This window comes from Ktedonobacter robiniae (assembly GCF_016587375.1).
GTDB lineage: Bacteria > Chloroflexota > Ktedonobacteria > Ktedonobacterales > Ktedonobacteraceae > Ktedonobacter > Ktedonobacter robiniae.
Genome location: NZ_BNJG01000003.1, coordinates 541,371 through 567,239, shown reverse-complemented (window position 1 = coordinate 567,239; position 25,869 = coordinate 541,371). Strand labels below are relative to the sequence as shown.

At 55.3% G+C, this 25,869-nt stretch carries 22 protein-coding genes and 1 pseudogene; 8 read left to right on the top strand and 15 right to left on the bottom strand.

Features of this window, described 5'->3' with window-relative positions; all coding sequences use genetic code 11:
• Nucleotides 1-27 precede the first annotated feature (27 nt).
• From JMJ04_RS35075 to JMJ04_RS35050, 7 genes are all read right to left on the bottom strand, one after another.
• Complete coding sequence (locus JMJ04_RS35075) at nucleotides 28-1,452, bottom strand: sensor histidine kinase (RefSeq protein ID WP_201375019.1); 1,425 nt, start codon at nucleotides 1,450-1,452, stop codon at nucleotides 28-30.
• Entirely contained in the window at nucleotides 1,449-2,150 is a 702-nt protein-coding gene (locus JMJ04_RS35070; protein ID WP_201375018.1) for a response regulator transcription factor, read from the bottom strand. Before JMJ04_RS35070 ends, JMJ04_RS35075 begins: the two co-directional genes overlap by 4 nt.
• Nucleotides 2,151-2,240: 90 nt before the next feature.
• The gene (locus JMJ04_RS35065) at nucleotides 2,241-2,822 is read right to left on the bottom strand and encodes a ferric reductase-like transmembrane domain-containing protein (RefSeq protein ID WP_201375017.1); all 582 of its coding nucleotides are present in this window, start codon (nucleotides 2,820-2,822) and stop codon (nucleotides 2,241-2,243) included.
• Nucleotides 2,823-2,932: 110 nt separating this feature from the next.
• A complete protein-coding gene (locus JMJ04_RS35060) occupies nucleotides 2,933-3,424 on the bottom strand; it encodes a hypothetical protein (RefSeq protein WP_201375016.1) in 492 nt (163 codons plus the stop codon).
• 62 nt (nucleotides 3,425-3,486) lie between these two features.
• Nucleotides 3,487-5,289 carry a mannosyltransferase YkcB-related protein gene (locus JMJ04_RS35055; protein WP_236038793.1) on the bottom strand — a complete coding sequence of 601 codons (1,803 nt, stop codon included), beginning with the start codon at nucleotides 5,287-5,289 and terminating at the stop codon, nucleotides 3,487-3,489.
• On the bottom strand, nucleotides 5,268-5,648 hold the full coding sequence (locus JMJ04_RS47410) for a hypothetical protein (protein WP_236038791.1): 381 nt from the start codon (nucleotides 5,646-5,648) through the stop codon (nucleotides 5,268-5,270). Before JMJ04_RS47410 ends, JMJ04_RS35055 begins: the two co-directional genes overlap by 22 nt.
• Before the next feature lie 166 nt (nucleotides 5,649-5,814).
• Nucleotides 5,815-6,324 (bottom strand): GtrA family protein, encoded by a 510-nt coding sequence (locus tag JMJ04_RS35050; protein ID WP_201375015.1) that lies wholly within the window; start codon nucleotides 6,322-6,324, stop codon nucleotides 5,815-5,817.
• Nucleotides 6,325-6,562: 238 nt separating this feature from the next.
• On the opposite strand from JMJ04_RS35050, the gene JMJ04_RS35045 reads away from it, so the two are divergent.
• Nucleotides 6,563-8,062, top strand: coding sequence for an alpha-N-arabinofuranosidase (locus JMJ04_RS35045; RefSeq protein ID WP_201375014.1), 1,500 nt, complete (start codon nucleotides 6,563-6,565; stop codon nucleotides 8,060-8,062).
• A gap of 157 nt (nucleotides 8,063-8,219) precedes the next feature.
• Here the strand turns inward: JMJ04_RS35045 and JMJ04_RS35040 are convergent, their stop codons facing one another.
• From JMJ04_RS35040 to JMJ04_RS35030, 3 genes are all read right to left on the bottom strand, one after another.
• Nucleotides 8,220-9,431 carry a beta-N-acetylhexosaminidase gene (locus tag JMJ04_RS35040; protein WP_201375013.1) on the bottom strand — a complete coding sequence of 404 codons (1,212 nt, stop codon included), beginning with the start codon at nucleotides 9,429-9,431 and terminating at the stop codon, nucleotides 8,220-8,222.
• Nucleotides 9,432-9,526: 95 nt separating this feature from the next.
• Nucleotides 9,527-9,808 carry a hypothetical protein gene (locus JMJ04_RS35035; RefSeq protein WP_201375012.1) on the bottom strand — a complete coding sequence of 94 codons (282 nt, stop codon included), beginning with the start codon at nucleotides 9,806-9,808 and terminating at the stop codon, nucleotides 9,527-9,529.
• A 266-nt stretch (nucleotides 9,809-10,074) separates the two neighbouring features.
• A complete protein-coding gene (locus tag JMJ04_RS35030; protein ID WP_201375011.1) occupies nucleotides 10,075-11,295 on the bottom strand; it encodes a cytochrome P450 family protein in 1,221 nt (406 codons plus the stop codon).
• A gap of 247 nt (nucleotides 11,296-11,542) precedes the next feature.
• On the opposite strand from JMJ04_RS35030, the gene JMJ04_RS35025 reads away from it, so the two are divergent.
• Complete coding sequence (locus tag JMJ04_RS35025) at nucleotides 11,543-13,531, top strand: DUF8189 domain-containing protein (protein ID WP_201375010.1); 1,989 nt, start codon at nucleotides 11,543-11,545, stop codon at nucleotides 13,529-13,531.
• Between the two features lie 30 nt (nucleotides 13,532-13,561).
• Here the strand turns inward: JMJ04_RS35025 and JMJ04_RS35020 are convergent, their stop codons facing one another.
• Nucleotides 13,562-13,711: a hypothetical protein gene (locus JMJ04_RS35020; protein WP_201375009.1), complete on the bottom strand. Its 150-nt coding sequence runs from the start codon at nucleotides 13,709-13,711 to the stop codon at nucleotides 13,562-13,564.
• Nucleotides 13,712-13,870: 159 nt separating this feature from the next.
• Here JMJ04_RS35020 and JMJ04_RS35015 point away from each other — a divergent pair, with 159 nt between their 5' ends.
• Entirely contained in the window at nucleotides 13,871-14,923 is a 1,053-nt protein-coding gene (locus tag JMJ04_RS35015) for an FTR1 family iron permease (RefSeq protein WP_201375008.1), read from the top strand.
• 76 nt (nucleotides 14,924-14,999) lie between these two features.
• On the opposite strand, the gene JMJ04_RS35010 is transcribed toward JMJ04_RS35015, so the two are convergent.
• Nucleotides 15,000-15,917, bottom strand: coding sequence for an ADP-ribosylglycohydrolase family protein (locus JMJ04_RS35010; protein WP_201375007.1), 918 nt, complete (start codon nucleotides 15,915-15,917; stop codon nucleotides 15,000-15,002).
• Nucleotides 15,918-16,388: 471 nt separating this feature from the next.
• On the opposite strand from JMJ04_RS35010, the gene JMJ04_RS35005 reads away from it, so the two are divergent.
• From JMJ04_RS35005 to JMJ04_RS34995, 3 genes are all read left to right on the top strand, one after another.
• Nucleotides 16,389-17,228: a hypothetical protein gene (locus tag JMJ04_RS35005; RefSeq protein WP_236038789.1), complete on the top strand. Its 840-nt coding sequence runs from the start codon at nucleotides 16,389-16,391 to the stop codon at nucleotides 17,226-17,228.
• A gap of 216 nt (nucleotides 17,229-17,444) precedes the next feature.
• Entirely contained in the window at nucleotides 17,445-18,275 is an 831-nt protein-coding gene (locus JMJ04_RS35000; protein WP_201375005.1) for a hypothetical protein, read from the top strand.
• Between the two features lie 26 nt (nucleotides 18,276-18,301).
• A complete protein-coding gene (locus JMJ04_RS34995) occupies nucleotides 18,302-19,255 on the top strand; it encodes a serine hydrolase (RefSeq protein WP_201375004.1) in 954 nt (317 codons plus the stop codon).
• A 92-nt stretch (nucleotides 19,256-19,347) separates the two neighbouring features.
• Here JMJ04_RS34995 and JMJ04_RS34990 read toward each other — a convergent pair whose 3' ends face one another.
• A complete protein-coding gene (locus JMJ04_RS34990; RefSeq protein WP_201375003.1) occupies nucleotides 19,348-20,760 on the bottom strand; it encodes an APC family permease in 1,413 nt (470 codons plus the stop codon).
• Nucleotides 20,761-20,979: 219 nt separating this feature from the next.
• Here JMJ04_RS34990 and JMJ04_RS34985 point away from each other — a divergent pair, with 219 nt between their 5' ends.
• The gene (locus tag JMJ04_RS34985) at nucleotides 20,980-23,091 is read left to right on the top strand and encodes an amino acid permease (RefSeq protein WP_201375002.1); all 2,112 of its coding nucleotides are present in this window, start codon (nucleotides 20,980-20,982) and stop codon (nucleotides 23,089-23,091) included.
• Nucleotides 23,092-23,172: 81 nt separating this feature from the next.
• Here JMJ04_RS34985 and JMJ04_RS34980 read toward each other — a convergent pair.
• Nucleotides 23,173-23,893 (bottom strand): annotated as a pseudogene (locus tag JMJ04_RS34980) (ATP-binding cassette domain-containing protein); the annotation flags it as partial.
• A 102-nt stretch (nucleotides 23,894-23,995) separates the two neighbouring features.
• On the bottom strand, nucleotides 23,996-24,781 hold the full coding sequence (locus JMJ04_RS34975) for a thioesterase family protein (protein ID WP_201375001.1): 786 nt from the start codon (nucleotides 24,779-24,781) through the stop codon (nucleotides 23,996-23,998).
• Between the two features lie 194 nt (nucleotides 24,782-24,975).
• Here JMJ04_RS34975 and JMJ04_RS34970 point away from each other — a divergent pair, with 194 nt between their 5' ends.
• Nucleotides 24,976-25,854 carry an SCO6745 family protein gene (locus JMJ04_RS34970; RefSeq protein WP_201375000.1) on the top strand — a complete coding sequence of 293 codons (879 nt, stop codon included), beginning with the start codon at nucleotides 24,976-24,978 and terminating at the stop codon, nucleotides 25,852-25,854.
• Nucleotides 25,855-25,869: the final 15 nt, after the last annotated feature.

The following is a 25,869-nucleotide window of genomic DNA, read 5'->3' as shown; positions in this document are numbered from 1 at the left end:
GCTTTATGCTGAGAGCATGATCGAAGATTATTTTGCCTGGCTTTGTATGGGTGGTGGTAAGATTTGAAATTCGCTATCGGTTTGTCTGGGTGTACTGGAGGCGGCAGGTAGCGTGAGCAGGGCACGTGTTCCCTCATGAGGGGTGCTTTCCAGGCGCAACGAGCCGTCGTGGGAGGTCGCGATGCTGCGGGCGATGGAGAGGCCCAGGCCTGTGCCGCCCGCGGCGCGCGAGCGGGCTTTATCTACGCGATAGAAACGCTCGCCCAGGTTGGGCAGGTGCTCTGCCGGGATACCAATGCCGTTATCGCTTATCGCGATCTGTGCCCGCTGGTCGACGAGCGAGGTATGTATGGTCACACTGCCACCAGCATGATTGTATTTGATAGCGTTATCGAGTAGCACCAGGAGGGCCTGTTCGAGCAGCAGGGGATCTCCAATAACGCGCAGGTCGTCTCTGACTTCGGCCTGGAGGGTAATACCCTTCTGATCGGCGAAGGCCGTGACACGGCGTAGACCAGCCTGGACAATGGTGTCGAGGGAGACAACCTCGTGCTCTCGGTGCTGGGAGCCTGCGTCCAGGCGTGCCAGGGTCAGCATATTATTGGCCAGCGTCGTCATATGGCTGGCTTCGGTCACGATATCTTCTAGCAGCTCGGCATCTTCAGGGTCCATGCCTTTGCGAGAACGGAGCAGGACTTCGGCATCGGCGCGTAGCAGCGTCAGAGGCGTCCGCAACTCGTGCGAGGCGTCGGCAATAAAGCGTTGCTGATTATTCCAGGCCAAGCGGGCGGGGACCAGCGCCCGGTGCGAGAGAAAGAGCCCACCGATAACCGCGCCAATCATCGTCACTCCACCTACCGCGAATAACAGTGTCAGGATGATGGAGAGGGCCGTCTCCTGCGGCTGCACGGATTTTCCTACGACAATAGCGCCCAGGTAGCTTTTCCCGTCCGGACCGGGAATACCTAACGCATAGCAGTCGACCTGCCCTAGAGGACCGCCTGTATCAATAATGCCGCTCGCGCTTCCATTTTGCATCGCCTTCAAGGCCAGTGAGGTATCGAGAAAGGCCGTGGGCAGCTGTGGCGTATCCTCCTCCTGGAGTAAATTGGCACTTTGATCAAAGCAGGCGATCAAGATAGGATCATGCGGAACGTAGCCAGAGAGAGGAAGAGAAGGCATTGAGCAGGGATGATCTGGCGAGATAGTGAGCCACTCCTGTGCCCCATGTTGGGCACGGCTTATCAGGTCATCACTGACAGGCGAGAGCAAGAGTTGTTGCACGCCAAAATAGAGCGTAACACCAAAGAAGATGAGCGCGATTGCCAGGACGCTGCTATACCAGAGGGTTAAGCGCAGGCGCAGGCCAGAGAAGAGGGCCGCGCCAGGCTCCCTGGATTGACGGTGCAGGTAGCGGCGGAATCGCCAGAAGAGTGATGGTTCGTTCTTCATACAGCCTTCTCCTTGCGGGGAGGATAGGCTTCGAGCTTGTACCCGATGCCACGCACAGTCTTAATGAGTGGGCGTGTGAAGCCTTGATCGATCTTATCGCGCAGGTAGTGAATGTAGATATCGACTACGTTAGAGAGCGCCTCCAGATCATAGCGCCACACGGCATCGGTAATCTGGGTGCGTGTAAGAGCCTGTCCAGGATGGCGCATTAGATATTCAAGGAGGGCGAACTCTTTCGCGGTCAGCTCGATGACGCGCTCTCCACGCCGGGCCTCATGCCGCACCAGGTCGAGGATCAAGTCATCGGCGCGCAACTGGGTCGCCACCTCAAAGGTACGGTCGCGGCGGCGCAAGAGGGCGTTGACGCGTGCGAGCAATTCCTCCATCGCGAAGGGCTTGGGGAGATAGTCATCCGCACCCACATTGAGGCCAGCCACGCGATCCTCAACCGAGCCGCGTGCCGTGAGCATCAGGACGGGAGACATGACATTATCGGCGCGCATACGGCGACAAATCTCAAATCCGTCGAGTTCGGGCAGCATGACATCAAGAATGACCGCGTCATAGGTTCCGCTTTCGGCTAGTTCCAGGCCGCTCAGCCCATCATATGCGAGATTAACGGTGTGACTCTCTTCTTGCAAGACGCGGCGCAAGAGGTGGGCAAGTTTTTTTTCATCTTCTACCACCAGGATATGCATAGTTGCCTACCTTCTTTCTCTAACAGAACCACTCTCTCAACGTATTCTACCAGGAATAGCCCGGCTTGAAAAATGGTGAAAAGATCTAAATTAAAAGAAACGCTTATTTTTCTGCATGACGTGTGCGGGCAGGGTGCGTTCAGGCTCCTGAGCGCTCTTCAAGAGGCGCAGGACGAGGAGTGTTCCCACCAGAAGGATGCTGCCGATATAGAGCGCCGTTGCCCACCAGGTATCGCTATCGCTGCCAATAAACACGCCATGGAGTGTGACCAGGACATACAAGAGCAGGGTCAGGACATGGAAGCGGCGCCACCATTGATAGCCAATGCGCGGGCGCAGCCAGGTGCTGAGGCCGATGGCCAGTCCCAGGTAGAGCGCGAGAATGCCTAGGGTCATCCAGAAAGTGTGATAGGTGCTGGCAAAGGGAATGAGCACCTCGCTCCAGGCAAAATGCGTAAAGGGATCGATCCAGATAGCGAGCACATGTACAAGTGTAAAGACCAGCCCGAGCAAACTCAGGAAATTGTGCAGTTCACTGTTGATGAGGCGTGGCCAGCGTGAAGATTGCCAGCGCAAGGTGAGCGCGAGTCCGACCGCGACCGCGAAGGTTAGCAGGACATAGGCGGTCAGCCCACCAGCGCGGGCGACGTTCCAGGTTAGCGCATTCCACATAGGTGTTATTCAACCTCTCCACCTACTTCTTATGCGGAAACCAACGTCGCTCTCGCGACTAGCGTTTCCCCCACTCGGGGACAAGCGCGCTCAGGTTTCCGAATAGGCACTTAAGAGACGTGAGAGCCAGAGACAGGCGGCTGATTGGAATTGTCGGCGCCGAAATTGTCACCGCCATTACCTGGCCAGGACTGAGATGGATCGGACTGATTCTGGCCTGGTGTGACCTGGTTGGATGAATTGGCGGGCGTCGCCTGACGTGCTGCATCCCCCACACTATGGCTCATCACCAGGCCACCGAGCGCGGCAAAGCAGGCGAGTGTCGCGATAACGATCCCGCGCTTCCAGCGACGTGCCAGGGCCAGGGCCTCTCTTTTGGGAAGGCGAGCTGTAGGCTTCGCTGTACCAGGCTGTGGCCGTAGCGTGGTAGGCTGAACTGGCGCATATGGCCTGGTAGGCTGGGCATAGGGATAGGGTGGCGCTGGTGGTTGTGTGTTTCCCTGGCCGAAGAAAGGAGGGATATCCTGTCGCGGCCTGGCTTGCTCAGGCGGGGGGAAGGCGAACCGCTCGCCATACCTCTCATAGAGATTGGAAGAGTCCATAGTTTCTGCTCCTGGTGTGGTTGTACCTTGTGGAGGCTCGTCACCTCCACAAGGTCATGAGATTAATGGGTTGTTGAGCAGTCGTAGAGCTGGCTACCAGCGCTAGAGTTGGTTGACCAGGCGCTGCTGGGTACCAGGGTGCAGTGCTGGGTGACCCAGGTTGTCGCACTGCCGGAGCGAGCGCCACCGAAGCCACCAAAGCCGCCGAAGTTGCCACTCTCCAGGCGTTCCCGCAACTGCGATGGGAGATCTTTGAGGACCTGCTCGGGTAGGGAGCCGCCACGACCTGAATCAAGCAGGAAGAAGCGAACCGTGCCATTTTTTACCAGCGAGGACAACTGGCTGGTAGTAAGAATGGGATCGCTACCACTAAAGCCGCCCATTGCCATTACGGCCTTGTTGGTCGAGAGAATAATGCTATCGGCGGTATTGGAGCTGGGTGTCGCGACCAGGTATTTGGCGTTTCCTTGATGGGCCACAAGGTAGCTGATCAGGGCTTGATCGCTTGTACCGGCGCCATCGCCACCGGCTGGGCCGCCAGCATTGCGCGCGAAGTCATTGCCCTGGGAAGGTCCAGCCACCGGAAGCTGAGAGGCGGTATTCTGAATAACGGGTATTGCCGCCCAGATGGTTGGAGTGATCAGCAGGATCAGGATCCCAAGCGCCAGTGCCAGCGAGAGGACACGGACGTCGGGAGCCTGAACGCGAATTCTGGGCGCGAGGCGATAGGCCAGCAGAACGCCCAGCGTGACGATAGAGAGGACTGCAATCAGCGGTGTCAGAAACTGGCTCCAGGAGGGGTAGCTCTGGAGGATATAGATCTGCTCGACCGCCGTAAGGGCCAGGGCCAGGGGCAGGAGCCAGCCACGCCAGCCAGAGGTGCGAAAATCTTTCCACATAACGACCAGGCCAATGCCGAAGAGGGCACAGATGACCGGAGCCATCGTTGTCATATAGTACTGGTGGAAGAAGCCTGCGACACTGAAGAAGATGCCCTCGGTGAGCAACCACATACCCCACAGGACCAGTGCCTGTTGCTGGCGATCACCCTGGAAGCGCAGACGGCGCTGGAAGGCGAGGGCGAGAGCGCCCAGAATCGCGGCGGGTAAGAGCCAGGCGATCTGGCTACCAAGGGCCGATTCAAAGAGGCGGAGGGGACCAGGGTTGCCCGTACCAAACATACCACCACCATTGCCACCAAACTGCCCGCCCTGCCCCACGTTTGGAGGAAGATCAGGCGTGCCTGAACCATTGGTTCCACCTGGGAAGCCGCCCTGGCCGTTGCCTGGGAAGCCATTTGGGTTTCCTGTGCCCTGCCCATCTGTGCGCGTCCTTGTGCGGTTTCCATTACCACCGAAGCCACCGGCTCCACCAAAGCGGCCCAGCAGGCGACTGGCACCGTTATAGCCAAAGGCCAGTTCGATTTCGGAGTTGGTCTGGCTGGAGCCGACATAGGGACGCTGAGAGGCAGGCGTTAGATCGACTGCCACGAGCCAGGAGAGCGTGAGAACCGCCATCACCACGCCTGCGAGCAACAGGTGCAGGATACGCTTGCCGATGCTGTGAGGCGCCGCAAGCAGGTAGAGCAGGCCAAAGGCCGGAACAACCAGGTAGCTCTCCAGCATCTTGATATTAAAGCCCAGGCCAACGGCCAAAGCGCTCAGAAGGAGCCAGCGCAGGCGTCCCGTCTCAGCCGCGCGAAGCACCGCCCAGGCACCAAGCAGCATCACCAGCGTCAGTGTGCTATCAATCGTGTTATTGCGGTTAGTGACGACACTGATGGGGCTGATAGCCAGGGCCAGAGCTGCGAGCAAGCCAGCGACCACGCCGAAGTGGCGGCGCACTAGCCAGTAAAGGATAGCCACCGAGAGGACACCCGCCAGGGCCTGGGGAAGAGCAGGGCAAAGCTCGTAAAGCCAAAGATCTTGGTGCTGATGACCTGCAACCAGAAACCAAGCGGGGGCTTATCAATCGTGACGAAGCCGCCTGGATCGAAGGAGACAAAGAAAAAGTTATGTAGACTATCGCCCATGCTCTTGACTCCGGCTGAATAGTAGAGGTTGCCGAAGCCATTTGCTCCCAACTGGAAGAAGTTCATAAAGATCGAGATGAGCATAATGGTACCTAGAGCAATGCGGCTCCAGGTGAAGGATTGCGGCTGTATTTTGTGTACCGCATCGTCCTCCGATGGTGGTCGAGCTACAATTTCTGTTGTATCAGCCATAGGTATTCCCTTCACTTATCGTTTATGGATGGAGTGCTTTGTTTTTATGAGAAAGTTTGCCGCCCGTGGCAGCAGTAAGCGTTAATGCTCTACTGTATCAGTGTACGCCTCATTTATTGGTCATTTATTGGAATATCATGAGAACTTTCCCATAAATGACCAGCGTTTAGTGAATAAAGACCCAGAGGCGCATCACCAGGAAGGAGAGAATGGTTCCGCTTGCGATGGCGAGGCCCTTCGAGAGGTCTGTCCAGGCGAGTGTATTGGTTACAAAGGGATGCGCGACCATGCTGGCGAGCCAGGTGAAGAGGCTATTCCAGCTAAGGCCCAGGAGCGTAGCCAGGCCAAACCGCTTTAGCTCGCGCCAGGTTGTAGGCTGGCGATGGGTAAAAGTCCAGTTTTTATTAAGCAGAAAGCTATTCGTTGCCCCCATACAGTAGGCGATGGCGGTATAGAGGGCAATCAGCCAGGGGCTACTGGTTGGGCACAGCAGGAGCAGGGCATTTAAGACGAGCAGATCCAGTACGGTATTAAGCCCACCGACCGCGCTAAAGCGGAGAAGCTGTACCCAACCCTTATGTGTTCGCGTATCAGGTTCAGGTTCAGGGCGCATTACCGAAGAAAAAGTGTACGTGTCGGAAGTCTCCGTGGGGGAGAGGGTTGATGTTTCTGGCACGATTGTTTACTCTCCAAAGGATCAGTCATCCATGATGAACGACCTACGAGTACGATCAATAGCACTATCAATATCAAGATGAGTTCTTGCGGTAGCATAACAAGCGAGGATGGGAGAAAGATTGGAGAAATATGAGGAGATTCTCATCCTTGACATGCCTCTAGATTTGCTCATACACTGCATTGCAACGTTGCATTGAAGGCAACCCATCTATAATGAGTTAAGAGAGGAAGCAGTAATGCTACAGGCGAAGGCTTATTTTGACACTCATCACCATGTTGGGGTGATTGACCAACGCATCTTCAGTGGCTTCTTAGAGCACCTGGGACGCGCAGTATATGAGGGTGTATATGATCCAGAGAGTCCTTTGAGCGATGAACAGGGTTTCAGGAGAGATGTGCTTGAGGCCTTACGGGCGATGCGTATGCCCCTTGTGCGTTATCCCGGAGGGAATTTTGTGAGCTGCTACGACTGGACGGATGGAATTGGTCCACGTGAGCAGCGCCCGGTCAGAGTCGATTATGCCTGGAAGAGTCGCGAGACAAATCAGTTTGGCACAGATGAGTTTATGGCATGGTGTCAAGAGACTGGGATCGCACCCATGATGGCAGTGAATCTGGGGACGGGGACGCCCAAAGAGGCATCCGCCCTGCTGGAGTATTGCAATCTGCCAGGAGGAACGTATTGGGCAGATCGTCGCATTCAGAATGGGCATGAGCAGCCCTACGATGTGCGCCTGTGGTGCCTGGGCAATGAAATGGATGGCGATTGGCAGGCAGGACATGTTCCCGCCGAGGTGTATGCCCAGCGGGCGAAGGCGGCGGCAATTATTATGAAGGGTCTTGACGCAAGTATCGAGACTGTGGCGTGTGGCTCTTCTGGTCGCGGTATGTCAACCTACTTGCACTGGGATCGCACAGTGCTGGAGTATTGTTGGGAGAACATCGACTATATTTCTGCCCATCGCTATAGCGAGAACAGGCGAGGCGACTCAGCCTGGTTCCTGGCCGAGGGCGTAGAGATTGATCGCGTCGTTGAGGATTATGCTGCGCTCCTAAATTATGTACGTGGCGTCAAACGCAGCCAGAAACGTGTGTATCTCTCCTTTGATGAGTGGAACGTCTGGTATAAGAACATGGAAATGGATGGCAAGGGAGAGAGTGCGCCTCATTTGCTCGAAGAGGTATATAACCTGGAAGACGCCCTGGTCTGCGCACAGTATCTTAGCAGCTTTATCCGTCACGCCGACGTCGTCAAGGTGGCTTGCCTGGCGCAGATTGTAAACGTTATCGCACCGCTCCTGACAAAACGTGATGGCTTGCTCGTTCAGTCGATTTACTATCCCATTGTCTCTTTCGCTCAGCATGCGCGTGGTCTCTCTCTCGTTCCAGCGCTTGAGTGTCCTACCTACAAAGCGGGCGAGCGTGGTGATGTAGCAGCCCTGGATGCCGCCATGAGCTATGACGAAGCCTCAGGGACAGTCGCGGCCTTCCTGGTCAATCGTGAGCAGCGGCAGGAGATGCGGGTGGTGCTGAGCCTGGGCGATCAGCGCTTTTGCGAGGTACTGAGCGTCGAAGTTTTGGGCGGTGGCGATGCCAAAGCTGCTAATACCTGGGAGGAGCCGAAGCGGGTAACACCGCGTAGCGCAGAGGCGCATGTCAACGAGGCAGGCGAACTAATCGTGACCGTGCCAGCTCCCGGCCTCGCAGTTGTGCGCGCCCGGGTCAGTAAGAGGTAGTGATGCGTTACTGACGTACGCGTAGGCGCGTACGTCAGTAACGCCTGCTTCTAAACACGCTCGGTTTCGGCGAGGACGCTTTCAGCCTGGTGGAGGACACTTGCCTGCTCGCTGACAGGCTGTGGATTGGTAACGCCGGGGGCATGACCGATGCGTGCTATGATTTCGGCAAAGTCAGCATAGCTAGTCGTGAGTGGGAGTGCCCCCAGTTTTTCTGGGCCAGCGAGCGCAGAGGGGCCGCGATGCCCCAGGCTACCTCCTCTTCTGTCTCCAGCACCGGGTTATCACACCAGACGTGCAGTTTTGCCCCTAGATTGCGCGGATGAAAAGCCCCAATGGCGAGAGGGCCGTGAAAGATGTGGTGTTCAAAGGACTCATAGATGCCATCGGGCCTGGCACGCCAGTTATTATTACCCAGGACATAGTACAGGTAATCTGCATTGCTATTTAGAATGTAAAGATTGAGATCGACGATTGCCTGTGGCTCTAGCCCCGAGCGATACCAGTGCTCATAGATAATATCGTCAGCCAGCTTGACCGCGGAGCCGCCATACAGTCCATCATTCCAGGCGCGGGTGATCTTACCATGGGCTTTCACGATCTCATTCGCCCAGTTGACAAAGCCCAGATAGGTGTCCTTGATCACGGCGTCAGGGCCATAGTGCTCACACGCGAAGGCGAGTAACTGGGGATAGCGCTCGTAATCGTCCTGCATGATATACTCGTCTGCCCCGATGTGCCAGAAGGGTCCGGGAAAGAGCGGAATATACTCTTCCAGAATGTCACGCATGAGTTGGTAGGACTCTTCTTTAGCCAGGTCAATATCGCCACCGCGCCTCTTGCCGCCCAGGCCGGTAAGCTGTAACTCAGGATGAGCGGCGAGAATAGTGTCCATATGACCTGGCATATCGATTTCGGGCACTACCGTGATGTGATACTTGTGCGCAAGTTCAATGAGGGAGCGTATCTCAGCTTTTGTATAGTGTTGTGGAGAGGCAATTTCGGGATGGTGCTCGCTTTCCGGGCGAAAGCCATAGTTATCGGAGAGGTGGAAGTGGAAATAGTTATATTTCAGGTAGGCCAGTTCACGGATATGCTGCTCTAGCCATTCGACGGAGAAGTACTTGCGTCCCATATCAACCATGAGGCTGCGTTCGGGGTATGCAGGCCAATCGCTAGCTGTCCCACCGGGGATGACAAGGTTCTGCTTGAGGAGTTGAAGTACTGTGCGGGTGCCATAGAAGATGCCGGTCGCCGTCTGAGCACGTATCGTCAGGGTAGGCGTGATTTCAAGTACATAGCCCTCTGGTTGGGAAGTGGCATCACCTGTCTCAAGGGTCAGGAAGATATCGCCGGGCTGCAGGCTCATGGCCAGGTTTGGTGAATCATGAGGTTATCGGAAGAAAGGCCTCTGCTCTCTGCAGCGTAAACTAATGAGTTTTAGTCTCTTTTATTGAAGGGCTTTCACCAAAGTTGGCCATGAGCCGGCTGCAAAGTCCCACCAATGGTAAGTGCCGGACGTAACTCGGTGAGGGCCAGGAGATCATCTATAAATACACTGGCGGTAGCATAGAGTTGCGAAGTCATGCGACCATCAAGAACAATGCGCGTTTGCGCGCTGAAATGATAGGGAGTTACGTTCGCGGTCCATGCTTTGAGGGCCGGGATAGTCAGAGGACGTCCAGCATCCTGCTCATCATTGAGTGTTAATGGTAGTAGCGACGTTGTACCAGTTAGGCGATCCATATGAAACTTCCTGTTTCAGATTCCTAACGAATGCTCTTTTTGTCTAGCTGACATCAAGTCAAGATAGCAAAAGGGAGAGCAGCGCTTTATTGTATGGATGGGTTCTCACAAGAGTAGTGTTTTTATGCCTGCTTGTCAAGAAAAAGATTTTCTATGAAGGATGAATGAGAGTTTATTACTAATGCCGTTTCTTGCTCATGTGAAGAAGCATCCTGGCTGCCCGTGGCAGCCAGGATGCTTCTTCACATGAGCAAGAATATAATGCTCTAGAAGGTGACGGGGAGAGTGTTCAGGCCCATGATGAGTGAGCCTGGACGCCAGGTAAGTTCTTCGGGCGCGACGCTCAGGCGCAGGTGAGGGAGGCGGCGCACCAGTGTGCCAATAGCAATCTGACCTTCGAGGCGTGCCAGGGGAGCACCCAGGCAGTAGTGAATGCCCTTGCCAAAGGCAAGGTGCCGATTCTCCTTGCGCGTAATATCGAGCTTGTCAGGACTGGCAAACTCTTCTTCATCGCGATTATTAGCAGAGAGCGCGACAAGGATATGATCGCCACGTTTCATGAGTTTGCCGCCAAATTCAAGATCTTCACGAACCCAGCGCTGGGTTGCGAGCAGCAAGGGACCACGATAGCGCAGAAATTCCTCGATCGCTGTTCTAATCAACTCAGGTTTTTCCTGAAGTAAGCGCATCTGGTCGGGATGCTCTAGAAGGGCCAGAATGCCATTGCTGATCAGATTAACGGTTGTTTCATGGCCGGCAATGATGAGTAGAAAGACCATGGCCATCAGCTCTTCCTGCGAGAGTTTATCGCCTTGCTCCTCTGCTTGAATAAGTTTGCTCAGCAGGTCATTAGCGGGAGACTGGCGTTTGCTTTCGAGTAGCTCAAGGAGATACTGGTAGAAGGCCATCAGCTCGCCCGCCGCCTGGCGAAAGGCCTCAGGATTGCCTGAGGCCTCTACAATGAGGTTGGACCAGGAGCGGAACTTTGCGCGATCGGCTGAGGGAACGCCCAACATTTCAGAGATGACGATCATGGGAAGCGGAAAGGCGAACTGGTCGATCAGGTCCATCTTGCCTTTGGACTCAACCGCGTCTAGCAGTTCGTCTGTGATCTCCTGAATACGTTCGCGCCACTGCTCCACCAGGCGAGGGGTGAAAGAGAGGTTGATAAGTGAGCGTAGACGGGTATGGCTGGGCGGATCCATATTGAGCATGTGGAGGCTAAGGAAACTTGAGGCCTGTTGTGGTAGCGCACGCGGGAACTGCTCTATCTCTTCGGGAGTGAAGGCATTGCCCGCGTTTTTCACGAAGCGCTCGTCTCGCAAGATGATATCCGCATCCTGGTAGCGTGTTACTAGCCAGGCGGCGCGCCCACTTTGCAGTGTAATCTGGTGAAGGGGGTCCTGGTGACGCAGGTCCGCGAAGGTAGGGTATGGATTGGCTTTGAATGTTGGTGAAGTTAAATCCAGGTCTGGAAATTGTTGCATGTTTTCTTCCTTTATTTTATTTGTCATAGATTTGGCTCCCATCCATAGAAGAGACACGTCTACTGTGAGAACTGGGTCTCGCTTGAGTTGATAGTTGCTTCTGATGGTTGAGCCTGGGCACTAGAAGCATGAAAAGTAATAGTACTTTACGCCTCTTTTCTAAGCTACATGCTCGTATGTTTGTTATATTACTATGTTGTAGATATACAAATCTAGAGCAGTGATGCATTGGAGGAATTTTCCCGCGATGATGGAGCAAACTGAACAAAAGCTCGGCAACTATCGGCTGGTGAAACGCATCGGTCAGGGAGGCTTCGCCAATGTGTATCTGGGGGAGCATATATACCTGAAGACGCAGGCCGCGATCAAGGTATTGCAATTGCAGTTGACGCCAGAGGTGCTGGAGACCTTTCTTACAGAGGCGCGGCTCATCGCCCACCTGGCACATCCCAATATCGTGCGGGTATTAGAGTTTGGGATAGAGCAGGAGACGCCCTTCCTGGTCATGTCGTATGCCCCCTATGGCTCGTTGCGTGAACTGCACCCGGCGGGTAGCGTCGTACCCATTTCAGCGCTTTCGCAGTATGTGCGCCAGATGTCGCAGGCTCTCCAATATGCCCACGACAGCGATATTGTGCATCGCGACGTCAAGCCCGAGAATATGCTGCTCATGGATGAACACACCGTCATGCTGAGCGACTTTGGTATCGCCGTGGGCGAGCAGAATCGGCAGCATACGCAGGCAGGTCGGGGCGTCATCGGAACCTCGTTTTACATGGCCCCCGAACAGTTTCATGGTCAGTACTCTCCTGCCAGCGATCAGTACGCTTTGGCGGTCGTGGTCTATGAATGGTTGTGTGGTGTGCCTCCCTTTGTTGGCTCACCGACCGAGGTCGCTATCCAGCACATCCGTTCGTCCCTCCCCTCCTTACGAGCCAGGATGCCCGCCCTGCCCATCACCCTTGAGCATGTCATCGAACGCGCCCTGGCCAAAGATCCACAAACGCGCTTCCCCTCCATTCAAGATTTTGCCTCCGCCTTCGAGGAGGCTTGTGCGATGCTACCCACCCGCACGAGTAACTTGAAACCCTTGCATATGAGCCTGCCAAGCAAGGCGGCTCAGTCCTCACCGGAGTATCATTCATCCGCCACGGTCGCGGGTCCCTTTTATAGCGGGACCTTGCCCCCACCCTCGACGACGCCCCTTCCTCCCTCCAATCCTCCTCAGAGACAGATCTCGCGTCGCGCCGTGGTCGGAGGACTGGCGGGATTAACGCTGGGCGGCCTGGCGCTGGCTGGCCTATCGACGGTGTTTCGCTCCCAGTCACAAACGGCTAACTCCACTCCGGCTGTGCATACAAAGAAGAAGCCAACGCCAAAAAATCAACCTACAGCGACGCCCAACGCGACCGCCACAGCCCAGGTTGCGGTCATCAATGGTGTGCCAACCAGGCCCGCGGTAACCTCATGGGGAACAGGGCGGTTGGATGTCTTTGCACGTGGCAGCGATAATGCTCTGTGGCATCGAGCCTTTGATAATGGCCACTGGGCGGCCTGGGAGTCGCTGGGTGGCTCGCTGGCCTATGACCCGGTCGCGACCTCGTGGGGGCCGGGGCGGCTGGATATCTTCGTGCGTGGCGGAGATAATTCTTTTCAGCATATGTGGTATGACGGCACCTGGCATGCCTGGGAGACGCTGGATGGTATCCTGACCGCCGATCCAGCGGTTGCCTCACCTCTACAGGGTGTCATCGATGTTTGTGTTAGTAGTGTTGGCGGTGCTGTCTTCTACCGGCGCTTTACTGGCGTCTGGAATGCCTGGACGGCGATGGGTGGAGTCGCGTCGGCTGCCCCCGCGATCTCTTCCTGGCACACGGGGCAGATTGATCTCTTTGTACGCGGTACGGATAATCATCTCTGGCAGAGGCATTTTGAGAATACCTGGCGTGACTGGACGCCCATCAGCCAGGATACCTTTACTACCGGCCCGACTGTGGCCTCCTGGGCGCCGGGACGGCTTGATGTCTTCATCAACGCCGCCGATAGCTCCGTACGCCATAACTGGTTTGATGGGACCTGGCATGACTGGAGCTTTATCGCGGGCGCGCTTGGCTCCGCGCCTACAGCCGCCTCCTGGGGGGCGAACCGCATTGATTTATTTGCACGCTCAACCAGTAATATCTTGCAGCAGGTCGCCTATGATGGAAGCTGGCACGATTGGACCCCTCTCCCATAAGCACAACTCTTACTCCGTGCGCAAGTTATTTCAGGTAGTGGGCGTGGTGCGTGCTGGCGGTCTGAGACCGCCAGCACGCACCACGCCCACTACCTGTTTCTGAGCAAGCGTGCTATAGACCTTGACAAATGCCTTAGGCTGCCCTAATATCTTAGTGAGTGAGTCGGATATAAATCCCATTGTTGCTAAGATCTTATTCCGAAACCCAACGTCACCCACGTGACTAGCGCTTCCCCCATTCGGGGACAAGCGCGCCCAGGTTTTCGGAGAAGAAGTAACTCTATTTTTCTCTCCCGCGGGAGAATACCATATTTATATTAACCATCAGGAAGGGTTGAAATGTTTACCAGGACCAACTTCAAGATGACAAATCCCCTGCGTCTGGGTATACGTATTGTGCTGGTTATTGCTGGTCTGCTTGTTGTCGCCCTGCTTGTCTGGCAGGGAATTACGGCCTCGGGAAATCCCGATCCAACGACGGCCCATATCAGCCAGGGGGCGGCGATTGTCAATACCGGGCTACTGGTCTTTCGCGAGGGGTTGGAGATGATCCTGGTCCTGGCTGCGATCACGGCGAGCATGGTGGGACCTAAGAAGGTGTACCGGCGGCCAGTGGCTCTGGGGTCTGTTGGGGGCTTCCTGGCGACGATTGTAACCTGGTTTGTGGCCATTGCCGTTCTTAGTGTCATTAACGCGCCTGCGCTGGATATTCAGGCCGCGACCGGTTTGCTGGCGATTATAGTACTCCTGGTCATCATGAACTGGTTTTTCCACAAGATTTATTGGACCGGTTGGATCTCCATGCATAATCGTAAGCGCAAGGACCTGATGCAGCAAGAGAAAGAGGAGGGTGGAAGTAGCTCACGTATCCTCTTTGGTATGGCTATGTTGGGGTTCTCCTCCGTCTACCGTGAGGGCTTTGAAGTTGTGCTCTTTCTGCAAAACCTGCGCCTACAAGTTGGTTCAAATATCGTGCTGCAAGGCGTGGCGATTGGCCTGTTCCTGACGGCCATAGTAGGTGTCTTGACCTTTATCGCGCACCATCGTCTTCCATATAAGAAGATGTTGATCCTGACAGGTGCCTTGTTGAGTATCGTCCTGGTGGTGATGGTTGGCGAGAGCATTCAAGAGATGCAATTGGCCTATTGGATTGGGACCACACCTATTAACCTGCCCATTCCAGCCTGGATGGGGCTCTGGTTCGCGCTCTTCCCCAATGTGGAGGGAATCATTGCCCAGGTCCTGGCGGGTGTGTTTGTGATTGGTTCGTACTTCCTGGCGCGCTACCTGCAAGTCTGGCGCCCAGTCAAACAGGCCGAGGCGGCTCGCCGCGAGGCGGAAGTGGCTAAGCTCGCGGTTTCAGCGCAGGAGCCAGTCTCTAGCCATTCATAAGTTCTAAGTCCATGCCAGTATTGATCCTACAAGGGAATAGGAGCGTGTAGGGTCTATGCTGGCATGGACTCTTTTTTTATTTCACCCAGGTAGGGAGAGGCTCTCGGGTCGCCAGCCAGGTTGTGGGGAGAGCTGGCTCGGGGCAGGAGAGTGCGACGATGCCACCAACCATGGCGCAGGTGGTATCCATGTCGCCCATGCCACGTATCGTTAACCAGAGCGCCTCTGTGTAGTTGCCCAGCCCTTCACCTGCACACCAGAGGACAAAGGGGACCGTATCGGGGGCTGAGATAGCATAGCCGCTGCCCAGCATGGCGGCCACGGCCTCAACAGAGGTTGTTTCTGAGATATCGCGTGCGCGCCGGGCCTTGTTGCGTACCTGGCTCTCAGGTAGAAAAGGTAGGATGAGATCAATGAACTCGGTACGTGAAGGAAGCAGGCCGTCCTGGCGAAGCTGCCAGGCGAGCGCCGTTGCCGCCGCGATGGCGATGGCCCCCGCAATGGCTTCAGGGTGAGCATGAGTCACCTCCGCCGAGAGTGTAGCCTGCTCTACGACTGTATCTAGTTGATCTGCGAAGAAGGCACCAAGGGGAGCCACGCGCATGGCGGCCCCATTGCCGTATGATCCCTGACCCTCGAACTGACTTGTGGCACCCTCCCGCCATGGGTGCCCCTGCTGAATGCCGCGCAGCAAGCCGTGCATACTCGCGCCATATTTGCGCCCTGGCTCGTAGTGGGCCGCGAAGCTCGCGGCGAGTTCGTCCTGGTCAACATATCCCTTATCACGCAAGACTGCGACAAGCGAGAGCGCCATCTGGGTATCATCGGTATATGGCCAGGGAGCGTTTGCTAGCTCTCGCGCATCAATACGAGCCCGGATAGCGTCTGGATTGGCGGGGCGGCCAAAGAATGTGTCGCCAAAGGCGTCTCCAAGTGAGAGACCATCCAGGGCCAGGTGGGCGAGTGCCAGGCGCTCATGCCGCGAAAGTGCCATATAAAAGTGTCCTTCTTCTATCGTATTTGTATCTGTTGCGTCACTAGTATAGCATGTTCGTATCTGCAACGCATGTATAAAGGTGGTGTCATATACGGGCGAGCGCCCGTATATGACACCACCTTTATACATGCATTGGGATGTTCCTCTAGGTGGCTCTGGCATACTCTTTTCTAGAGAGATTGTGGAAGGGATTATGCTGTGCGTAAAACATCTGAATACTCTAAAGATCAAGGATCTGAGGCGAAGGTGCCTCTTTTAAAACCCCAAATGAAGATACAACAGCGGTGGTCACGCTTTATTAGTGGGCCAGGGAGTGCCGTTGTTCTAGTATGTAGTCTGCTGGTGGTGGTTGGGATGGTGATATTTTACCCCATATGGGCTAGTGCTCTATCTCATCTGCGTCTCCCCTCTGTTCCCCAAGAGACAAAGAAGGCATCTCCACCTTTTGATCCGGCTTTGGGAGCTGTATTGCCCAGGCATCGTGTCGTGGCCTACTATGCTGTTCCCGGGTCTGAGGTGACTGGCCCCGCCTTTGAGCCAAGTGAGTCCATGTATGAGAAGCTACACGAGCAGGGAGCGGCCTATGAACGGCTAGACCCGGTGCATCCCGTTCAATCTGGCGTAGATCTGGTGGTGAGCGTGCCAGATTCTTTTCCTGGTCCCGATGGTTACTACAGTCATCACGTGGATGCACAGACGATACAGAGCTATGTAGATTTCTGCCAGCGGCACCAGCTCTTGCTATTTCTCGACCTCAATTTCGGCTGGGCACCTGTCATGAAGGAACTGACAAGCTTTCTACCGTATTTGCAGCGCTACTCCTTTGTACACCTGGCGGTCGATCCAGAATGGATGTTTCCGCGTCATGATGGTGTGCCGGGCGTGAACTTGAGCAATGTGCGGGCCAGCGACCTTAACCCAATCATCGAGGCTCTCGCGACCATCCCTATGAAATATCATGTCCCGCGTAAGATGCTTATTTTTCACCAGTATCGTGGAGATGGAGATAGCCTGACCAACGCCTTTGACGCGACCCAAGCGGAACTGGCGGATAAGCATAAATTGCTCGCTGATAAGCGTGTGGATGTCATTCTGCATGTGGATAGTGTTGGTGGCTACCAGGGAGATCATGAGGATAAGAAGAAGCAGTATGCTGAGTGGGTGGGGCAGGATATGAAGCGGTATCATAACTTTCGTTACGGTGGCTTCAAGCTCTTTTATCACATCGAGGCCGCAACCGGGCTGATGACTCCTGCGGATGTGCTTGCAATGAAGCCAGCGCCCCTGGTTGTCACTTATGGAAACTAGCAGCGACCTCTCGCGATTTAAGTCGCGGAATGCCGTTATGTAGTGCAAGACTTGACAAATTCTTGAGGGCTTTTTTGTATTTTTAAAATATTTCTCTGCTAGTATTCAAAGAGGGCATTAGAGACGAAGAAGAGAAGAAGCAACATGCAAGAGCGATGCAAGAAGGCGAAAAGAACGCGCATAAAACCTCTTTCTCCCAAAAGTACTTTAATTATCATGATACTCCTGGTGTTTAGCATCTTATTATGCATAGGCCTGACCTCTAGCTCGCTTTCTGCACAACAGGGGAGCGTAGTGGCGGTCAGTCGGAGAGAGCGTTGGGAGAGTGATGGCAAGGTTACAGAGCCGGATTTCGCGTTTTCTCTCGCTTCGTCTCAAGCCCTCAAAGTTTCTCCCCTCTTTGAGGAGTATTATCAGAAGCATAATGGCGGGGCGAATCTAGGTGTGCCAGTAACGGCTGCCTTCCCGACGAATCGGGGCTGGCTACAATTTTATAGCCTGGGCGCTCTCTTTCTGCCAGACAAGCAGCAGGGTGATTTGGCGGACGCAAAAGATGTGATGGCAAATTTGATTAGCACGGGTGTGAGTGACCACTCGACAGGAGTTGCGCGCCTCTCGTTGCTGCCCTCTCTATTGAACGCGGGCAGCCAGGTGCCCATTGGCGGCAAGGGAAGCTCGTTAACCTATGTCAATGTACGAAGGATGATTAGCTCCTCGCTACTTGCGAAGCATGCTGCTTCGTCTCCTCCCTTGAGTAAGAATGTCTTTGTGAAGATGGGTACCTTCCTGGGCCGGGATGTTGGTCATTTTATTCCACAGACCTTATGGACGTATATGAATCGCGCAGATATCTCGCCCGATGGCTGGCAGAAGGATTTTGGCCTGCCGGAGACTGAGGTAGTGCCCTTTACCGTGAAAAAAGATGGACAGATCCACCATATGCAGGTCCAGGTGTTTGAGCGTGATGCCCTGCTGCTTGATCAAGATACACTGGACGCTTCCGGCCACGCAACTGTGCAGCGTGTGACCTCGGGCTGGATTATTTGAACACCCTGGGTGGACCCGATATTGCTGTGAAGACTCAGCAGACCGTCTGGGCGCAAGGCGAATCATCTCTGCTTAGCCTGCCTGTGAAGGGTCAGGAAATGGCGCATGTGGGACAGAATTTTCCCCTGACGCTGTTGGGTGAGGCTGAGTGGCAGTCAGGTATGCTCTGGTATCACGTGCAGTGGTCCGCGCCAAAGAATAGCGGAAATGGTTGGATTACGGCCTCCGCGGTGAGTTACAACGCTCCCAGCACTATGTTGTCGCACGCGTCGATAGATGTGCTCTCATCTGACCTGGCGAAATACCTGAGGCAAAATGGCGATAGTGTAGGGGTCGCGGTCTATGATATCACGCGCCAGCGTACATATACCTATAATGGGAATGTATCATTCGCCATGGCGAGCTCGATGAAGGTGCCTATCATGCTGGCCTTTTTCGATAAACTGGAGAGTCAGGGCCAGGAGCCAGATGATGATCAGATGCAATTATTGACCACAATGATCGAGAACTCTGACAATGACTCCGCCTCCGCGCTCTTCTTTGACGAGCTTGGGGGAGCATCAGCTATTACGAACTATCTCCAGAAGATAGGCATCACGGGCCTTGAACCCAACGATGACGCGTGGGGCTATAGCACTGTGACGCCACAGACGATGGTCACCCTGTTGACCCTCTTGCAGCAAGGGAAGATCCTGACACCCTATGATCGCTCCATCGCTCTCAACCTCATGCGGAATGTAGAGACTGATCAGCAGGTGGGCGTCGGCGACACTGTGCCCCAGGGAGCTTTAGTCGCGCTCAAAGATGGCTGGGTAGTTGGTCCCGACTCGTTGTGGGTTATGAACTCCTCGGGCATCATTACGCGTGGCAAGGAGGCCTATATCATTGCCGTCTACACCCAGGGGCAGAACGCCCTTGAGGACGGCCAGGGCATCGTACGCCATGTCTGCAAAGCCATCGCCGATAAATTGCTCTCCTAAACGTGAAGGGCGTGATGGCGGGCTGACTCCCCAGCCCGCCATCACGCCCTTCACCCAGAGAGCCAGGTAGTGACGAGAAGTTTGTTTCCTCCCTACACGATCTGTGTGGTCAGCTTTTTACGCAGGACGAAGAGCAGGACGAATCCCAGGATGAGCCAGGCCCCGAGCACAAAGGGAATGAGGTTGAGTGGCCAGGGAGAGGGAGAGATAAAGACCGCCGCAAGGATGCCCGCAATAATCAGGGTCGCCAGTCCTGGGAGCAGGGCGTGCAGGAAGACGTTGAAGCGCGCGCGGCGTTTGCGCCAGAAGAAGAGGATGCTGGCGACCGAGACCAGGCCATAGATGATCAAGACCAGGGCGGCGTCGAGTGTACCCAGGAAGCCAAAGGCCTGGATGGGTGTGAAGAGGAAGCCCAGCGGTAGACCGATGACCAGGCCAAGGGTGCATAGCATGATGACCGTACCGATGGGATTCTGGCGCCTGGGATGCAGCCAGGTGCTCCAGCGAGGCAAGAGGCCGTCGCGACCCACTGCGTAGAGGATGCGCGCGCCACCATTGATGATTGCCAGGGCCGCGCTAAAGAAGGAGAGCAGGCCCACGATATCGATGAGTACAATTAGTATGGGACCACCATAGAGGCGACCAATGGTATCGAAGGGCGCGGGATCGTTGGCGAAACCATTGACCATGTGCGGAATACCGTAACCGATTGTGCCGACATAGGCCATGAGCACATAGAAGAGGCCGACAACGAGCATGGAACCGAAGACGGCGCGTGGAATATTGCGATGAGGATCACGCGTCTCCTCGCCCAGAGCGGCGGCGGTCTCAAAGCCAATATAGCTGAGAGTCGCGAGAATTAGGCCAGCGGTGATGTCACCATTGGCAGGCACGGTCTGGAGGGTGAATGGAACCAGACTCAGTCCTCCCTGCTGTCCCACGTGGAAGAGGACGATGGCCGCTAGAATCAGGCACACGCCGATTTCGAAGACGAGGAAGGCCAGGTCCACATTCAAGGACTGGCGCACGCCCAGGTAGCAGATGGCGAAGGCCAGGCCTATGGCTAGCACAAACCAGAAGCTCCAGTGGAGGTTAAGGCCGAACCAGCGCAGGACCAGCGTTTGCAGGTTGGCACCCAGCAGCACAAAGGAATAGGGTACGCCAGTGACGACTGCTGCCAGGCCAACCCAGGCGGTAAGAAATCCTGGAATTGGGCCTAGCCCCTCCAGAACAAAGGTGTAGGCCGAGCCGCTGGAAGGGATCTCGCGTGAGAATTCACTGTACTGATTCGCGACCAGCAAAGCGATCACAAATCCCACCAGGTAGCACAGCGGAATGGCCGCGCCAACCAGTCCGGCCTGGGGAATAGTATTGAAGAAAACTGAGGCAGCCGGTGACATAACAGCCACCGAAATAACAATCGCGTGACGCAGGCCCAGCGTATTCCGCCGCAGCGCCGAGGCCCCTTCCCCCTCCGTTGGGGGCTGGACAAGTACATCACTCATGGGCGGTCTCCTGAAAAAAATAGAGAAAAACATCAATAGAAAGACAGTAAGCTACCCAGGTAGATCGATGATGTTGAATGCTGCTTGTTAGCTGTACTATATCACATAGGGAGGCTTTAACCGTTTGCATAGTAGAGTGAGTCTTGTGGGTACACTACAAACAGAGGCAGTTTAGTTTAGCTGTACTGATTCCCATTGCTATATGTGGAGGGGCGAACTATGCATTCAGCTTCATCCTCAAAGTCCGCGCATACCAAAAGGGCAGATACGACAAAGGTTCAAGACACGGCGCACGTACGTGTTCCTCTCCCAAAGCTGCCAGCAGTACTTCGGACATCCGACCTGGTTGTGTTGGCTATTATTACTGTGGTCCTGCTGCCTAAAATTAATGCCACAAGTTCTGCCGGTAGCCTCTCGCTTCTCTTCTGGTTATTTGGTTTCATAACCTTTATGTTTCCCCAGGCGTTTTTGGGACGGTGGCTCGTGCGGCGCCTGCCAGGTAAGGGAAGCCCATATGTATGGACGCGCATTGTGTATGGGCCAACGTTGGGTTTTCTCATCACATTTACGGGCTGGTGCGGCATCGTGATGATAAATGCGACGATGGTTGAGGATACTTTTTCCTCTTTGCGCTTCCTGTTATCTTCCTGGTTTGATAACCTGGCTCTGTGCTTGTTCTTAATGCTGGTCATTCTAGGCCTGGCTGCTGCATTAGCCTGTATACCACTGCGGAGGCTCACAAAATGGCTTTTTGTGGTATGTATCTGTTACGTTGTGTCTGTGTTGCTTCTGACATTGGGGACGCTCTGGTGGGGATGGCATGCGCATGCCTTTGGTTGGGTTGCGCCCACTCCATCAAGGGAAGATGTGACGGCACTTTACTTGCGCACATATAGTCTGACTCTCGTTGGCTTTACGGGCTTGATCTTTCCCCTGTTTCTGGGACAGGAGGTTCAGGGGGGCAACGCTGGTTTGCGGCGTACCTCGAATTATGTCTGGTGGGGAGCAGGCGCGATCTTTATTATCTACCTCTTATGCGCATGGAGTTTGCTGACGATTTCGCACTTTGCGAGCGCCAACGATGCTGCCGGCGCTGTCTTTACGCTTTTGTTCGGACCTCCAGGAAGAGTCATTGCTCTGAGTGTCATAGCGAGTGCTCACCTACTACAAACAATGGCAATCACCATTATTGCATCTCGTTTGCTTGTGACCCTGGCGCAGCACAGGCGTATCCCGCGTAGTATTGCCACGCTAAATCGGGTTGGTGTGCCTGTGATGAGTATCGCGGTGCAGGCGTTGGCTGTGGCACTTGTGATCTGTGCCTCGATCCTGGTGGTTGTCCTCTTCCGTCACGGTTTCAGTTTTCCTAGCGCGATCTTCGAGGTCATTTCTAGTATTTTGTATGCTGTCTCCGAACTGCTTTTCTTAACTTTTGCGGCGGCCCTCCTGGCAATCCCTTTCTTTCTGCTCTTTCGCACCGATAATCGTAGCAAGCGAACAGGAAAAGATATGTTGGTTTTGCTATGTGCTGTGTTACACCTGGTATCCGCAGGTTTGGGTATCTGGATAACTGTCACAATTTCCTGGATTCCTCAGTTTCTCTCCAATGACTCCTGGCGACTCCTCGTCCTCTTTGTGACATGTAGCACGTTAATCGCGAGCTTCCTTCTAGGAGAGGTGCCGCGTGTGAGAACACTCTTTGATGAGGAACGTTTTGTCTCGCAGCGCGAGCGCGCGTTGCGCAAGGAGCTTGAGCACTCCTATCAGCGGCAGCAAGAGCTCATGGTTGAGCTGGAGAAGTTGTATCGCGAGCAGGAGCAGGCCGCCTTGACTGACCCCATAAGCGGCCTACCCAATCATCGCGCCTTGATTACGGAACTGGATAAGGCGCTGGAACGCAGTCGGAGCACTGGTGTGAACTGGGCGCTGGTCTTCGCTGACCTTGATCACTTTAAAAGCGTCAATGATCAGTGGGGCCACCGAGTGGGCGACCTGGTCTTGCACGAGCTTGGGAGGCGCCTTCGCTCCGGACTGCGGGCCAACGATATCGCCAGCCGCTATGGTGGAGAGGAGTTCGCCCTGATTCTGGCTGATATTGCCCATTCAGATGAGGCTGTGAGCATTGTCGAGCGCCTACGCCAGGCAGTTGCCACCCAGCCCTTCTGCTGGGAACATGAGGGGAAAGCCCGTTCCATCACCATCACCATTAGTCTTGGAATTGCCTTTTATCCCCAGCATGGCAGCAGCCGCGAGCAGCTCATAGAGCGCGCCGATTTTGCCATGTATCAGGCCAAAAGCGCCGGACGCAACCGCGTCTGCCTCGCGGAGTAAGGGAGGTGACGCTGCTAAAGCACGCGTCTACATATCGCGCCGCGATATGTAGACGCGTGCTTTAGCAGCGTCGGGCTACCTCTAAATTCGATTGAAGATACCTTGCAGCTCTTCGCATGTCTCTAGTAGCGAGCTCAGGGGCCCTGTGGCTTCGACGCGGCCATCTTTCAGGACGATGACCTGGTTGGCTAGCTCTAAAAGCGCCGGGCGGTGCGAAACCACCAAGCAGGTACGTTCTCCACCAGAGAAGAGGCGTTCCCAGAGAAGCTGTTCGGTTGCGATATCGAGTGCGCTAGAGAGGTCGTCAAAAACCAGGAGCTCGGCTTCGCGTACAAGCATGCGCGCCGCCGCTGTGCGCTGGATCTGCCCACCCGAAAGCTTGACGCCACACGTCCCCACCAGTGTCTCCAGGCCCTGCTCTAGCGCCGCTATATCTAGCTCCAGAACGGCTGTAGCGATGGCCTTATCCAATGATTGTCTGTCTGGTTGCTCAGGCCAGCCCAGGAGAATATTCTCCCGCAATGGATCGCTAAAAAGCTGGGGTACCTGGGGCGTGTAGGCGCTCCGAGGTGGCACGAAGAAGCGTACAGGTTCCGTGATCAGTTTGCCATTTCCAGTAGAGTTCCCCCTCAGTTCTGGGTAGGAGGCCAAGGAGAGTCCGTAAAAGCGTGGTTTTGCCTGCACCTATACGTCCAGTAATCACCGTCAGTGTGCCGCGTCGCAATGAGAGGTTAATCCTTTCGATGCCGCGTTCCCCTCCTGGATAGCGATAGCTTAGATTGTGTACCTCAAGGCATTCGAGGCCAGCCACGCATGCTTAATATCTTCTATTTCTCCACAAAGGCTTCCTCTTTTTTCTTTGAGTTTATGACTGTGTCCTGGTGGAGCATGAGTCCCATGGGCTTTACTGGGTGCGCCGCGAGATGAAGAGGGATTGGGCGGAGCAGGCGGCCAGCCCATGGGTATCATAGAGTTTGGAGGTTGTGAGGCCGGTTCCCTCGCTCTGGATGAGGGTCGCCGCATCCATACAGAGCCACTCACCGGTTGGTGGGCGCAGGATATGCAGCGTTAGTTCAGGTGGAATAAATTGCCATGTGCTGATGTCAAGCGCGCTACTAATGCCGTTGGCCGAATCGGCAGTCGCGACCAGGCGCTGGGTGGGGGACATATCTTCTTCTGCCAACAAAGGGTAGCGCAGGCGAATCCAGGCCATGGCCGAGCCAATTTGGGCATAGTTGCCGTGGACGAAGCGCCACTCGGTCGCGGCTAGAAAGCCGCAGTTCCAGGCAGGAGTCTGGGTGGGATCGGTGGTCTCTGCTGGTATAGGGGGAGCCTGCTCGGGAGCTTGCGCGGGCGGCTGCGCGTTGGGTAGTTTTACGCGCCAGGCGTTGGCACGCATGACGGTTCGTCCCTCATGTTCGAGCGTGGCCTCCAATAGTTCCACGCTGCGCCCAGGGCGCACCACGCGTGCGGTGGCGTGAAAGGTGGCGATAGGCATAGGTCCAAGGATGTCGATGGAGACCCGTGCGAGCATCATATCTAGTCGTGGCGAGCAACGCTCTATCTGGCGCACCAGCAGGGCCGCTGGCGGTCCCCCATGCTGAAAGTCTGGATGCCAGGGTCCCTGTGTATGTATTGTTGCGCGGAAGGTGCTTTCCCCTTCCTCGATCCAGAAGGCCTGTGTTATCATGTCTACTCCTGAACGTCCTATAGCCATAGTGTGTGCCCGAAATGGGAAGTGCGCTTGAATATCCCTTTTCTGCGTGTGTGCGATAATAGTGTTTGGCGCTGAAATATGCACCTGATCTGTCATTGTACGACGCGTCATTTAATAACGACAAGAAGTTGCTTCATTGTTGAGTGTGTAGAGCCAAAGGAGGCCATGTGTTTATTGCGAACGATCAGCCTGATTTATCCGTTGCGCGTACGGCCTGGGCTGTACTGGAGCCGTATAATGCGATGATTTATTTCGCGCCCGAGGCTCGCGAGGCCTACAAGGAGGTGGGTCTGAAAGGCTTCTGGATGGGATATTTCGCCTCGCGGGCCGCTCCCCTGGGTGCAGTCTCCGCCTCCGTTGTGAGCGCCACCTTCTATAATTTTCATCCGCGCATGGTTGCGCGCGCCATTCCCGATGCCTGGAAGTTCTCAACCCCTGAGCGCGTCTGGAGTGCCCGTGTACAGGCTGCCGACAAGGCCTTGCGTCGCTTGCTGGGAGAGAGCATTGCTTCGCACGAACTGGCAGAGGCGGCTCAACTGGCGCGAGAGGCGGTCGTGGGCTGCTCAGTGATTGGTCGCACCCTCTTCGCGGCCTATAGCGACATGAAATGGCCTGAAGAGCCGCATCTTGTGCTCTGGCATGCCGCCACCTTGCTGCGTGAGTATCGGGGCGATGGCCACATTGTTGCCTTACTGGGCGAAGGGGTTGATGGCTGCGAGGCGCACGTGCTTCAGGGAAGTGTGGGAAATATTGCCAGGGAGTCCATACAGCCTCATCGAGGCTGGAGCGATGAAGACTGGCAGGCTGCCGAGCATCGTATGCGCCGGAGAGGACTGCTCGACAAAGAAGGGCGCGCTACAGCAAGCGGTAAGGCTCTGCATCGAGCTATCGAAGATCGCACAGATTGGCTGGCACTCCCGCCCTGGCAACATCTGGGTGAAGAGAAATACAAGCGCCTCATAGAGCTGGTACGCCCACTTAGCACGTGCATTGTGGACCAGGGTGGTATTCCCATGCCCAACCCTATGGGTTCCCCTCGTCCATAGGGGCTACCTGGATTA